10 protein-coding genes are annotated in these 13,352 nt (G+C 43.6%); 8 read left to right on the forward strand and 2 right to left on the reverse strand.

Going from position 1 to position 13,352, the window contains the following annotated elements:
• Positions 1–636 precede the first annotated feature (636 nt).
• From nirB to cobA, 4 genes are all read left to right on the forward strand, one after another.
• Positions 637–3,210, forward strand: coding sequence for a nitrite reductase large subunit NirB (gene nirB, locus AB4486_RS10630; protein ID WP_372117126.1), 2,574 nt, complete (start codon positions 637–639; stop codon positions 3,208–3,210).
• Positions 3,211–3,224: 14 nt separating this feature from the next.
• A complete protein-coding gene (gene nirD, locus AB4486_RS10635; RefSeq protein WP_017069123.1) occupies positions 3,225–3,548 on the forward strand; it encodes a nitrite reductase small subunit NirD in 324 nt (107 codons plus the stop codon).
• 123 nt (positions 3,549–3,671) lie between these two features.
• Positions 3,672–4,487, forward strand: coding sequence for a formate/nitrite transporter family protein (locus tag AB4486_RS10640; protein WP_017062558.1), 816 nt, complete (start codon positions 3,672–3,674; stop codon positions 4,485–4,487).
• A gap of 277 nt (positions 4,488–4,764) precedes the next feature.
• On the forward strand, positions 4,765–5,541 hold the full coding sequence (cobA, locus tag AB4486_RS10645) for a uroporphyrinogen-III C-methyltransferase (RefSeq protein ID WP_372117128.1): 777 nt from the start codon (positions 4,765–4,767) through the stop codon (positions 5,539–5,541).
• A gap of 51 nt (positions 5,542–5,592) precedes the next feature.
• On the opposite strand, the gene AB4486_RS10650 is transcribed toward cobA, so the two are convergent.
• Entirely contained in the window at positions 5,593–6,090 is a 498-nt protein-coding gene (locus AB4486_RS10650; protein WP_050546503.1) for a DUF4174 domain-containing protein, read from the reverse strand.
• 323 nt (positions 6,091–6,413) lie between these two features.
• Here AB4486_RS10650 and AB4486_RS10655 point away from each other — a divergent pair, with 323 nt between their 5' ends.
• From AB4486_RS10655 to AB4486_RS10665, 3 genes are all read left to right on the forward strand, one after another.
• On the forward strand, positions 6,414–6,887 hold the full coding sequence (locus AB4486_RS10655) for an NYN domain-containing protein (protein ID WP_010429860.1): 474 nt from the start codon (positions 6,414–6,416) through the stop codon (positions 6,885–6,887).
• Positions 6,888–6,967: 80 nt separating this feature from the next.
• Entirely contained in the window at positions 6,968–7,633 is a 666-nt protein-coding gene (locus AB4486_RS10660; protein ID WP_017062555.1) for a response regulator transcription factor, read from the forward strand.
• The gene (locus AB4486_RS10665) at positions 7,630–9,024 is read left to right on the forward strand and encodes a histidine kinase sensor domain-containing protein (protein ID WP_372117129.1); all 1,395 of its coding nucleotides are present in this window, start codon (positions 7,630–7,632) and stop codon (positions 9,022–9,024) included. Before AB4486_RS10660 ends, AB4486_RS10665 begins: the two co-directional genes overlap by 4 nt.
• Before the next feature lie 259 nt (positions 9,025–9,283).
• Here AB4486_RS10665 and AB4486_RS10670 read toward each other — a convergent pair whose 3' ends face one another.
• Positions 9,284–10,588 carry a dicarboxylate/amino acid:cation symporter gene (locus AB4486_RS10670; protein WP_017062553.1) on the reverse strand — a complete coding sequence of 435 codons (1,305 nt, stop codon included), beginning with the start codon at positions 10,586–10,588 and terminating at the stop codon, positions 9,284–9,286.
• A 553-nt stretch (positions 10,589–11,141) separates the two neighbouring features.
• Here AB4486_RS10670 and AB4486_RS10675 point away from each other — a divergent pair.
• Positions 11,142–13,238 carry a TonB-dependent siderophore receptor gene (locus AB4486_RS10675; RefSeq protein WP_372117131.1) on the forward strand — a complete coding sequence of 699 codons (2,097 nt, stop codon included), beginning with the start codon at positions 11,142–11,144 and terminating at the stop codon, positions 13,236–13,238.
• Positions 13,239–13,352: the final 114 nt, after the last annotated feature.

Genomic DNA, 13,352 nt, shown 5'->3' on the forward strand with positions numbered 1-13,352 from the left:
GACTCCGGGAGGCGCCTCCACTATTCAAAGTTGAAAGGCCAGCAGAAATGCTGGCCTTTTTGCTATCTGAAATTCTAAACCCTCATGCTATGTTCAAACTTCCACGTATGCTCTCTAATCAGTAGCACCACTAGGAACAAGCTATATCAGATCACTTTTGTGCCGGTCTTTTCCTTATGTAAACCTATCATTTGCTAAACAACCAACAGCATCTGTTAACCAATTGCGCCGTTTGTGAGTGGAATGAGTGGGGAATGGAAAAGGGCGACTGTCTTTTGCGTCATTAAATTCTTCATATTTATACATAGTTGCTCATGATCCTGTAACGCTTTCATGAGTTATTACACTTATTATGACCGCAAATGAAAGTGATTGTCATTTACTTGTGTTACTGCTAACCTATTGTGAAACTTTACAACATCTTATTTACTGCACGAAAGTGTATATAAAATCCCGCTAAACCTTATTAAACCTACGGTTATTCGTTTGCTTCGTATGATAAATCAGCAGATCTACCTCTTTTGTCCTACCCCTTTAGGGTAGTTCGATTTCGTAATTGATTTACATCATATTTTCATTTTCTTTCATAATTCATTATTCGCTCAGTTAAGAAATATATAACCTTCAGGAATTCTTATGAGCAAGATGAAGCTAGTCGTAATCGGTAACGGGATGGTCGGCCATCGCTATATCGAAGATTTAGTCGAGAAGACAGACGTTGCTAACATGGACATCACAGTCTTCTGTGAAGAGCCTCGCGTAGCCTATGATCGTGTACACCTTTCTTCTTACTTTTCACACCATACTGCGGACGAACTTTCTTTAGTTAAAGAAGGCTTCTACGAGAAACACGGCATCAACATGCTGATCGGTGAGCGTGCTATTAACGTTAACCGTGAAAAGAAAACAGTTTACTCAAGTACTGGTCGTGAAATTCAATACGACAAGCTAATCCTTGCTACAGGTTCATACCCATTCGTTCCGCCAATCAAAGGTAACGAAGGTAAAGACTGTTTCGTTTACCGCACAATCGAAGACTTGAAAGCTATCGAAGCAACCGCTAAGAATTCTAAATCTGGTGTGGTTGTTGGTGGTGGTTTGCTTGGTCTTGAAGCTGCAGGCGCACTAAAAGCTCTTGGTGTAACCACGCACGTTGTTGAGTTTGCTCCAAAGCTAATGGCTGAGCAGCTTGACCAAGCGGGTGGTAACCAACTTCGTCAAAAAATCGAACGTATGGGCGTTAACGTACATACAAGTAAGAACACGCTTGAGATTGCTCCTGAAGGCACTGAAGCTCGTAACGTAATGCGCTTTGCAGACGGTACAGAGCTAGAAACTGATTTCATCGTATTCTCTGCTGGTATTCGCCCACAAGACAAACTTGCTCGTCAAATGGGGCTGGGTATTGCACCACGTGGCGGTATCGAGATTAATGATCACTGTCAAACGACAGACAAACACATCTACGCAATCGGTGAGTGTGCGTCTTGGAACCAAACGTTCTACGGCCTAGTGGCTCCTGGTTACAAAATGGCAACGGTAGCGGTTGACCACGTTGTTGGTAACGAAAGCACATTTGAAGGTGCTGACATGTCTGCGAAGCTTAAGCTTTTGGGCGTGAAAGTAGGCTCTATCGGCGATGCGAACGGTCGTACTCCTGGCTGTAAGAGCTACGTTTACCAAAACGAAGAACAAGAAGTTTACAAGCGTCTAATCGTTTCTGAAGACAACAAGAAGCTGCTTGGTGCAGTAATGGTTGGTGACACGTCTGACTACGGTGATCTTCTACAGCTTATGCTGAACGAAATCGACCTACCAGAACACCCAGATGCATTGATTCTTCCTGCTCATGCTGGTGCTGAAAAGCCAACACTTGGCGCGGATTCTCTTCCTGAGTCTGCTGTTATCTGTTCTTGTTTCGATGTGACTAAAGGCAAGATCGCTCAAGCGGTTGCTGAAGGTCACCACACAATCAGTGATATCAAAGCAGTAACAGGCGCAGGTACTGGTTGTGGTGGTTGTATTCCACTAGTGACTTCAGTACTAAACGCTGAACTTGCTAAAGCTGGTGTTGAAGTGAAGAACGACGTGTGTGAGCACTTTGCATACTCTCGCCAAGAGCTTTTCCACCTAATTCGCATCGAAGAAATCAAAACGTTCGATGAGCTATTAGAGAAATACGGTAAAGGCTACGGCTGTGAAGTATGTAAGCCTCTAGCAGGTTCTATCCTTGCTTCTTGCTGGGGTGAACACATCCTTAAGCCTGAATTAGTGAAGCTGCACGATACCAACGACAACTTCCTAGGTAACATGCAAAAAGACGGTACTTACTCTGTAATCCCTCGTATGGCGGGTGGTGAAGTAACACCTCAAGCACTAAGCGTTCTTGCTGATGTTGCTGCTGAATACAACTTGTACACCAAGATCACAGGTGCACAACGTATCGGCCTATTTGGTGCTCAGAAAGATGACTTACCAGCAATCTGGAAGAAGTTAATCGCTGCAGGTTACGAAACGGGTCAAGCTTACGCAAAAGCACTTCGTATGGCGAAAACATGTGTAGGTTCTACTTGGTGTCGTTACGGCGTTCAAGATTCAGTTGGCCTAGGCGTGATGATCGAGAACCGTTACAAAGGCATCCGTACTCCTCATAAGATGAAGTTTGGTGTGTCTGGCTGTACTCGTGAGTGTGCTGAAGCTCAAGGTAAAGATTTAGGTATTATTGCGACTGACGCAGGTTGGAACATGTATGTATGTGGTAACGGTGGTATGAAACCTCGTCACGCAGACTTACTGGCAAGCGACCTAGACCAAGAAACGCTAATCAAGTACATCGACCGTTTCATGATGTTCTACATCCGCACGGCTGCGCCATTACAACGTACTTCGGTATGGATGGACAACCTAGAAGGTGGTGTTGATTACCTACGTGAAGTGATTGTAGACAACAAGCTTGGTATCAATGACCAACTTGAAACTGACATTGCTGGCCTAGTTGATAACTTCGCTTGTGAATGGACAGATACAATCAACGACGAAGCTCAACTTAAGCGCTTTGCACACTTCATCAATGCTGATGACCGCGATGATAACGTTGTGTTTGTTGAAGATGGTCGTGAACAACACCGTCCTGCGACATTCACTGAGAAACACCCTGAAGCCATTACTTCAAAGCATCAGGGCGACATCATTCACGTAGAATCTGTTTAAGGGGAGACGACATCATGGCATTTACCAAAGTTTGTAAGATCGAAGACATTATCCCAGGTACAGGTGTTTGTGCGTTGGTTGGTGGTGAGCAAGTAGCTGTATTCCGCCCAACGAAAGCTGAAGAAGTATTCGCGATTAGCAACACAGACCCTTACTTCCAGTCAAACGTGTTATCACGTGGCTTGATTGTTGAGCACAAAGAAGAGCTTTGGGTAGCAAGCCCACTTAAGAAGCAACGCTTTAACCTAGCAACAGGTGTGTGCATGGAAGACGAGAACTTCAACGTGAAAGCGTACAAAGCTCGTGTTGCCAAAGGCGCTGTAGAAATCTCTGCTTAATCTTCGGATGAGTAAGATTTGATAGTTCAAGGGTTCTAGTTCTCGATATTGCCTTAACTCGGCAACTAGAGCCTTTTCCTATCCAATTTTAACTTTTAATTTAAACTTTTTAAGGACAACCTTATGTCTCCTGATTACAAACCAGCTGAATTCGTTCAAACGATGATTGATGTGGGTGAAGCGAAAACGAAAACAAGTACTCGCGATCTTCTGATTCGAAGCACTATGGCTGGTATCATCCTTTCTCTAGCGGTTGTTGTTGCTATTACAGCAATGGTTCAAACCGGTATTGGCCTTGTTGGCGCACTTGTGTTCCCAGTTGGCTTCGTCATTCTAAGTGTAATGGGTTATGACCTAGTAACTGGCGTATTCGGCCTTGCACCTTTAGCGAAATTCGACAACCGCCCAGGTATTACTTGGGGTCGTATCCTACGTTGTTGGGGTATTGTTGGTCTTGGTAACCTTATCGGTTCTTTGATTGTTGCTTTCCTTGTTGCAGTATCACTAACGGGTAACTTCTCTTTAGAACCAAACGCTGTTGCTCAAAAGTTCATTGCTGTTTCTACAGGTCGTAGCCTAGGTTTTGAAAACATGGGTATGGACGGATGGATCACGTGTTTCGTACGCGGTATCTTCTGTAACCTTATGGTATGTCTAGGTGTGATTGGCAACATGACTGCACGCACAGTATCTGGCCGTGTAGCAATGATGTGGTTCCCAATCTTCATCTTCTTCGCACTCGTATTTGAGCACACAGTGGTAAACATGTTCCTATTCCCACTAGGTATGATTCTTGGCGCTGATTTTGGTATCGCGACATGGTTGAACTTCAACCTTATCCCAACAATCCTAGGTAACATCGTTGGTGGTCTATTAATGACGTGTGTTCCTCTATACCTAACTCATGCTAAAACAGCTCCTTCTCTAGGTGCTAAGTAATTCTGAATACGGTGAAACGTAATTTAGTATGAGATTAAGAGCCCCAACAACATGTTTGGGGCTTTTTTAGTTCGAAAGCCCTTATATCATTGCGCAAATTACTCGCAATAGACTGTTTTGTTATAATTACTTCTATCTTCGTTAGTATTTAGACTGAATATTTAATTCAACACCTGATAGTCTAAGGGTTAAGGATTTGGATAAGTCATCATGAATACAGTGACTTATCACATAGATTGAAGCTTGAGATAAAACAAGCAAACCTTCGGAGCACAGCATGTCAGAAGTATCGTCATCGAATGTTAAAGAAATAACCAAAGGATTGGTTTCATTAGTAGGCGCGGGTCCGGGCGACCCAGACTTACTTACGTTAAAAGCGGCACGAGTGATTCAACAAGCAGACGTTTTGGTTTATGACCGCTTGGTATCAAAGGATATCTTGGCGATGGCTAACCCAGAAGCGGAAATGCTGTATGTGGGTAAAAAGCTCGATCATCACTGCGTACCTCAAGATCAGATCAACCAACTATTGGTCACTAAAGCACAAGAGAACAAGCATGTAGTACGCCTTAAAGGTGGAGACTCATTTATCTTTGGTCGTGGCGGGGAAGAGTGTGAAACACTGGCTGAAAATGACGTTAGATTTGAAGTGATTCCGGGCATCACAGCTGCTGCCGGAGCAACGGCTTATGCGGGCATTCCGTTGACGCACCGTGATCATGCACAAAGCGTGCAGTTTATTACAGGTCACTTGAAGAAAGATGGCGAAGATATTGACTGGCAATCTCTTGCTCAGCACAACCATACCATCGTGTTTTACATGGGCTTGAAAGAGAGTCCGAACATTCAGAAGAATCTACTCGATAATGGTATGCGAGCTGACATGCCAGTTGCGATCATCGAAAACGGTACACGCCAAGAACAAAAGGTGTTTAGAGGTGGGTTACGTGATTTAGCTGACCTTGCGAGCGTCGCAAAGAGCCCAGCGCTGATTGTTGTAGGCAGCGTGGCTCAGCTCCATGAAAAACTTGCTTGGTTTAACAAACAAGCTTGATCGTTTGACCTTCTAATTGGATCTCTAAGCCACTACTGAGTCCATCAAGAATCAAATACTGCAGCGGCTGCCTTGTCGCTGCATTTCTTGTTGGCGCATCGGCATTTCGTCAATGATATTGGTGATCTGTTTCCAATCTGTTTTGCCACTCCATCGGTGCTTCTCTTTCCCGTCTTTACCAATCAAAACAGCGGTATGTGATCCTTTCGGGATCTCGTAAATACTGGTGACTGCTTCTAAGTTAAACTCTTCTTCTAACCAAGTTGGGACTGTGTAACCACTCTCAGCAATAACCATAATGACGACATCTCGTTCGTCCAATTGACAGTTATTGAGCAACACTTCATTCAGAAACTCTTTAACGATTGAATCTTCCTTTGGAGCGAAATAAATCACACTGCGGTGTGGCAAAGGCTTTGAGTGAGAATAAGCGGGGTAGGCGAGTACTGAATTGATGGTTAAGCTCATGATTATTACCGTGCTGATGGTCAGTAGTTTAAGCAAACTAAACCAGCTACCAGAGTTTGATGGTTGATTTAAAGTTTGCATCGCTTTGGTTGTGTCGATGCTTACGATCGAATTGTGTGTTTGTCGGTGCAGCATTGCCAACCTCCCTTTAAAAACTCTAAGCCTGAGTACGATTTGAACGCTACGTAAAGAAGAAGGTGAAGATCAGAACCACCTAAGAAACGCTCAAAACAAATCCACTTACAATAAGCATAGTTAGGATTACGTAAAGACACTTAGCTTTACGCTAAAGATATTAGATTTACGTTAACGATAGCTGGCAGGTTCATTTTTATTGAGTAAAGCGACTCGCATTTTACAATTGAATAGAATAGGGTATACGGAAAATCTAAAGGTATGAATTTATGGAAAACATAGCAATTTTGGTCGACGTTCAGAACGTTTACTACACGACGCGCGACAAATACCGTTCTAACTTCGACTATAACCAGTTTTGGTATGTTGCCACGGAAGGGCGTAACGTTATTGCAGCTAATGCTTACGCAATCTCAAGCCAAGATCCAAAGCAGCGTCAATTTCATCATATCCTTCGTGGTGTGGGCTTTAATGTGAAGTTAAAGCCGTTTATTCAGCGTCGAGATGGCAGTGCAAAAGGCGATTGGGATGTGGGTATTGCGTTAGACGCGATAGAACTTGCTGAGACGGTTGATACGATTGTTTTGGTATCAGGAGACGGTGATTTCGAAATCCTTGTAGAGCGAATCAAAGAGCGCTTTGGCAAGCCTGTTGAAGTGTATGGTGTTCCCGGGTTAACTGCTCAAAATCTTATCGATTCTGCATCAAAATTTGTACCGATTGAAAAAGATTTTCTTCTATAGAGGAAATCGGGCACTTTATAATTGAAATCAATAATAACGATAATTAGAATGCAAACAGTTCTTATTTATCGGTATGTGTAATGTCTCGCGTTTTAGTTGTTGATGATGATATTCAGTTGTGTGAATTACTGGGTGAAGTGTTAGAAAATGAGGGGTATCACGTTGATACTGTTCATTGCGGTGAATCCGCGCTTGAGTTTATTCAATCTCACCCTGTCGATTTGGTTCTACTCGATGTAATGCTTCCGAACCTAAGCGGCATTCAAGTAGCAAGACGTATTTGTCAGCGTTTTGCTACTCCCATTCTTATGCTAACCGCACTTAACGACGATGCCTCAATGCTCGATGGCTACCAAGCAGGCGCCGACCAGTACATCGCTAAACCTTTCAATGTTCCTGAACTCTTAACCCGTATTAAGGTGATCTTGCGTCGAGTGGGTTTTGAACGCCAAAGACAATCTTTAGCTTCCTCTAATCACGGCTTGTGTGAACAACTCTCTCGTTTGCCATTAACTGGCACTGAAAAAGACTTGCTTGATTATTTGGTCAAAAATGACGGTATTGTCGTCTCAAAATCTGATCTGCAAATCCATGTACTCAAGAAAGAATTGTGTCCCTTCGATCGTAATTTAGATATGCATATCAGCAATATACGTAGAAAGCTCGTTCAGGCAGGTTTGTCTAAACAACATATAAAAACCGTTCGTGGTAAAGGTTACAGTTACCTAGAGTCGGTCGGAGCATGAGTAAAAAACTGCTGCGTTGCCCTGATTTTATTGCTAAGCGTAAAGACGGACTCACTTTCCAACTGTTCAGTTACCTGACCGTCATTTTGGTGAGTATTTTGATCCTGCAAGGTGTCGCTGAAAGAGCCTTGATGAAAGCGCTGCTTAAAGTCCCAGAATCGGTAAAAGCGGAAATGCTCGACCTTGCTTACCAAGCGAATGTGTTGATCGAAGAAGGGGACATGGATGAACTCGCGGACTGGGGTAATGCTCAGCAGTATTATCTGTTCGTCATTGATAAAGACAATCGTCCGATCACACATCGTCACATGCACCCACATTTTGAATTTAAGCTCAAATACTTAAGAACGTTAGATCACCAACTTAGTGATCGTGTGAGTAAGCCGATCTTCGGCCTACCACTGGATAACGGTAAAACACTGGTTATCCAACTACCGCACCAGTTTCATCCCGCAAAATCTTTTGCGCCATATTCCTATATGCTTAAAGCATTGATTGCATTGATTGCATTGGTCGTATTGTCTCTGTTCTCGATTATCATGGCCAAAAGCCTTCAGCAACCGTTGGATAGATTGAGAGAAGCGAGCCGCAGACTGGCTCAAGGTGACTTCACGGTCGGTGTGGTGTCGGAGTTGAACTCCACCACGCGTGAATTCAACGAGCTTGCACACGATTTTGATTATATGACCTTTGAGATTAAATCTCTGGCTGAAAAGCAACGTTGTTTGATTCGTGATGTCTCACACGAGTTAAGAACACCATTAGCAAGGCAAAACCTCGCACTACACCTGCTGCGCAGCAAGGTTGATGATAAAAGCATTGGTTTGCTAGAACGAATGGAAAATGAAACAGAAGAGATGAATAAGCTGGTGGGTGAGATACTTGAATTTAGCCGCTTAGAAACCTCTCGCTATGACTCCAAGTTAAGTTTAATGCACCTTGAGCACTATTGTTCAATGTTGATCGCGCAGATGCAAAACGATTTAAAACCGAATCAAACTTTGATTGGTTCCCTAGAGACGCCGATATCAATGGTGAACGTTGATGAGAGGCTACTGCTTCGAGTCATTGGTAACTTGGTCGGGAATGCCATTAAATACGCGGGTGAGAACGCTCATGTGGTCGTGACGACATACGAACAGGTAATGGATAGACGTTACAGTGTAATATCTGTAGAAGATGACGGTGATGGTATTCCTGATAACAAGATTGCAGGTATATTCGACCCGTTTACTCGTATTGAATCAGCAAGAGACAAACGGTCTGGTGGCTACGGTCTGGGCCTTGCGATTGTTAAAGAAGCGATGGGTGTGATGAATGGACATGTAACTGCTGAGAATAGAGAAGGTGGGGGATTGAGAGTAAATCTAATGTTCCCAATCGCTGATTAGCTTCCTGCTGTTACCTGTCTTGCTCCATAGATAACTATGACTGAAAGCGTGCTAAGAAACATAGCTTAGAAATATTGCTCAGAAATATTGCTCAGAAATATTGCTCAGAAATATTGCTCAGAAATATAGCTTAGAAACATAGCCCAATAAAAACGCCACTGCATCTGCAGTGGCGTTTTTCTTTATGCGCTTTGGTATGGGCTAGGCGTAGCCATTAATTACGCCTGAGCTTGAAGACAAGAGCATAAGATAAGCGAGACTATGCCTGTTGGCGAGCTAGCTTAACTTCTTCTTCTTTCTCACCTGCTGCTGGGTCGTTGAAGCGAGACTCGTCTAGAGCGCCTTCAGACTTAGCAACGATGATAGATACGGCACTATCACCTGTGATGTTTACAGCGGTACGAATCATATCAAGAAGGCGGTCAACACCCATGATTAGAGCAATACCTTCAAGCGGTAGACCAACTTGGTTCAATACCATCGCTAGCATAACAAGACCAACACCAGGGACACCTGCAGTACCAACAGACGCCAGTGTCGCCGTTAGGATAACCATTAGGTAATCACCCATTGAAAGGTCGATGTTGTACGCTTGCGCGATAAACGCCGTCGCAACACCTTGCATGATTGCAGTGCCGTCCATGTTCACAGTTGCACCTAGTGGTACTGTGAAAGAAGCGACTTTGTTGTCTACGCCCATACGGTTCTTAGCCGTTTCCATAGTTACTGGAATTGTTGCGTTCGAAGATGCTGTTGAGAATGCAAACATGATTGCATCTTCCATCTTACGTAGGAACGTAATCGGACTAAGACCTGTGAATCCTTTAAGCATCGCACTGTAAGTCACCAAGCCATGCAACAGCAGGGTACCAGCAAGCACTAAGAAGTATTCTGCTAGGTTCCAAATTGCACCTAAGCCAAGGCCAGAGAACAGTTTCGCCATCAAGAAGAATACGCCGTAAGGAGCAAGGTTCATTAGTAGCGCAACTAGCTTCATGATCACTTCGTTTAGATCAGAGAAAACTGCAGCGATACGTTCACCGGGTTTGCCCGCTGCACTGATTGCGATACCAAACAACACTGCAAATACGATAACTTGTAACGTTTTGCCCTCAGCCATCGCCTGAATAGGGTTGGTTGGGAACATGTCGATGATTACTTGGCCCAGAGAAGGGGCATCCGCTGATTTGAAAGAGCTCGCAGCAGTAAGATCCGCACCAGCTCCAGGTTGGAACAGGTTACCGATAGTTAATGCTAGAGTGATGGCAACGGCAGTAGTACCGATATAAAGTGCAAGCGTTTTGCCACCCATACGGCCAAGAGTTGATAAGTCTTTAAGAGAACTTGTACCGCACACTAGTGAAACGAAGACTAGAGGCACAACAAGCATTTTTAAACTGGCGACAAAGATTTGTCCGCCCACTTCAAAGAGTCCGTTAACGATGTAGTTGTTAACAAATCCGTTGTCTGCAAAAAGGGATTGAATGGCGAATCCCGTTAATATACCTACGACCATACCGAGGATTACTCGACCAGTCAGAGACATAGGTTTCTTGGTATTCATTTAGAACACTCCTTATTATTTATAACTTTGATACCTTTTCAAAGTGAGCAGGAGATTAGCAGTCGGATAATCAATTCGAAAAACAAAAAATGAGTTTGGAATTATAGATGTGATCAAAATCACTGATAATTGTGTAAATTAAACAAATAAAAACAAAATAATTCACTATTTATTTACATTTATCGAGGATTTTATACATAAAAACATCGTTTCAAAGGTAGTAAATAAGATAGAAGGTTTTCTTATCGGTTTTGGGGTTGGATTGATGGAGCAAATAACCTTGTAATAAAGTGTTGTGCACTTATTTGTGAATGAATCATTAAGTCAGAGGATCAAATGATGTGTTGAACGACAATTTCTGGTGGAGAGGACAAAGTCTTTCTAAGCGCTTTACAAAACTTTACGAATGCAAAGAATGTAAATTTAATGCAAATGGTAATAATTATCACTTATATTCACCTCCGAAATGACTCAGTGGTACCGGAAACGGGACAACAACGGACACAACAAAATAAAAAGTGTTCGAATAAAAGAATAAATCGGAGTAAAGGACATGTTTTCAAAGAGCCCATTGGCTTTAGTGATCGGCGCGGTACTAGCTTCACCGGCAGTACTGGCAGAAACAGTAAAAACAGATGAACATATGGTTGTTGAAGGTCGAGATTACGGCTACAAAGCCGACACGAACACAACAGCAATGCGCATGGAGGCGACTCAATTAGAGACTCCGGGACAAGTTTCAGTAATTGATGAGCAAATCATCGATGAACAGCGTGCAACAACCTTAGGTGACGTTCTTAAGAATGACGCGAGTGTCAGTGCTGGTGGTACTAGTCGTAACCGTGAGCGTTTTTCTCTGCGTGGTTTCTCGGTAGAGAGCTCTTCAGGCTTCCTGAAAAATGGCCAACAACACTGGTCTCACTACCGCCAACCAATCGAACTGCTAGAGCGTGTTGAAGTACTAAAAGGACCTTCTGGTCTTCTTTACGGTATTTCTGCACCAGGTGGTTTGATCAACATGGTAAGCAAAAAGCCAACTTACGATACGCAAGTAAGTGTTAGCCAAGATATTGGTTCTAATGACCATTCTCGTACAACGGTAGACGTAAGTGGCGCTTTGAACGACGCTGAAACTCTACGTGGTCGCGCGATTCTATCTAAAGAAAGCTACGGCTCTTGGAGAACTTATGGTGACGGAACTGAACCACAAACAGAACGTTTTGTTGGTGGTGTATTCGTTGATTACGATGTAACTGAAGACGTGACAGTTTCTGTTCATTACGACAAAACTAACGACGAAGGTAGCGTAGATTCTGGCGCTTTATACACGCTAGACGGCAACCGAGTAGGTAGCGACAAGCACATCTGGGATGCACAGTGGTCACAGATCGAGAATGATGTTGAGAACGTTGGTTTTGATATTGCTGCTAATCTAACTGATACATGGTCAGTGAAAACAGGTTTCAACTACCAAGATTTCGAACGTATCGATATGGAAAGCTACCCAAGCTTTTCAAATATGAACCCTGACGGTACGGGTACCGTTACTCAAGGCGGTAACTACCGTCATGACAAATGGCGTTTTAGAACGGCTTACGTAGATCTAACGACAACCGCCGATCTTGCGGGCACAGAACACCAATTACTATTCGGTGCTAACTGGTTAGGTTACAGCTACTACCGTGGTATGGATCGCTTCAGCAGCGCTGAATACGTACCAGATGCAACAGTACCAGCGCCGTCAGTGGGTCCAACATCGCTAGGTAAGATGAGTACTTACGATACTTGGGGCTTCTACATCCAAGATTTGATTACTATTAATGATGAATGGCAAGTTCTTGCGGGTGCTCGTTTCGACCGTAAAGTAAGTGATGGCGTAGCAGAAGAAAATGTAGCGCCTAAGCTTGGCCTGATTTACCACCCAGCATCAAACGGTAGTATCTACGCTTCTTACTCTGAAAGTTTCGAACCACAAGGTGTTGTGTCTAGCGGAAGCCGCAACTACACCAACGATGGCGAACTTCTTGACGCAGCAACGGGCGTGTCTTACGAAGTCGGTACTAAGTGGGAACTGATGGACGAACGTCTATTCGTTTCTGGTGCGGTATTCGATATTACCCAAGAAAACATTTCAATGGATGTAGAAGACACTTCATCAGGCGATTGGACGAAGACACAAGGTGGCGAACAAGTTCACCGTGGTGCTGAGTTAGCAGCGCAAGGCTTTATTTCAGAGCGCTTCTCAATGTCTGGTTCTGCAATGTACTTAGATGCTGAAATCACGAACCATGAAACATATGAAGGTAACCGTCCAGTAGACGTACCTGAGTTTGCAGCAAGCGTTTGGTCTACCTATGCAGCAACAAACGAAGTTGATGTGAACCTGGGTCTTATCTACGAAGGTTCTCGTTACGGCGATAGCGCGAACACATTCAAGAAAGACGGCTACGCACGTGTAGATATGGGTGCTGCATACACGCTTAAGTACGACGATTCTCTTGATTTCGTAGCGCGTCTAACAGTCGAGAACGTATTTGATAAAGAATACCTAGCGGGGGGCGGTTCAACATCTTCAAACCACCAATTTGCTGAAGACGTAGTAATCGGCGAAGGCCGTAACTACATGGCGACTTTACAGGTAAAATACTAATTTGTTAGTAGGGTACTATTGTTAGCCTAAATACTAAGGGGAAAGTTTCGGCTTTCTCCTTTCGTGATTCTGCTATTCAGTAAAATATCCCTAGTAATGCGAGTGACTTTTAAT

Source organism: Vibrio sp. 10N.222.55.C6 (assembly GCF_041473395.1).
GTDB classification, from domain to species: Bacteria; Pseudomonadota; Gammaproteobacteria; order Enterobacterales; family Vibrionaceae; genus Vibrio; species Vibrio crassostreae_C.

What these genes read in the sequence shown, in the direction of transcription:
- nirB (WP_372117126.1), top strand. Translation starts at nt 637, where the DNA reads ATGAGCAAGATGAAGCTAGTCGTAATCGGTAACGGGATGGTCGGCCAT.
- nirD (WP_017069123.1), top strand. Translation starts at nt 3,225, where the DNA reads ATGGCATTTACCAAAGTTTGTAAGATCGAAGACATTATCCCAGGTACA.
- AB4486_RS10640 (WP_017062558.1), top strand. Translation starts at nt 3,672, where the DNA reads ATGTCTCCTGATTACAAACCAGCTGAATTCGTTCAAACGATGATTGAT.
- cobA (WP_372117128.1), top strand. Translation starts at nt 4,765, where the DNA reads ATGTCAGAAGTATCGTCATCGAATGTTAAAGAAATAACCAAAGGATTG.
- AB4486_RS10650 (WP_050546503.1), bottom strand. Translation starts at nt 6,090, where the DNA reads ATGCAAACTTTAAATCAACCATCAAACTCTGGTAGCTGGTTTAGTTTG.
- AB4486_RS10655 (WP_010429860.1), top strand. Translation starts at nt 6,414, where the DNA reads ATGGAAAACATAGCAATTTTGGTCGACGTTCAGAACGTTTACTACACG.
- AB4486_RS10660 (WP_017062555.1), top strand. Translation starts at nt 6,968, where the DNA reads ATGTCTCGCGTTTTAGTTGTTGATGATGATATTCAGTTGTGTGAATTA.
- AB4486_RS10665 (WP_372117129.1), top strand. Translation starts at nt 7,630, where the DNA reads ATGAGTAAAAAACTGCTGCGTTGCCCTGATTTTATTGCTAAGCGTAAA.
- AB4486_RS10670 (WP_017062553.1), bottom strand. Translation starts at nt 10,588, where the DNA reads ATGAATACCAAGAAACCTATGTCTCTGACTGGTCGAGTAATCCTCGGT.
- AB4486_RS10675 (WP_372117131.1), top strand. Translation starts at nt 11,142, where the DNA reads ATGTTTTCAAAGAGCCCATTGGCTTTAGTGATCGGCGCGGTACTAGCT.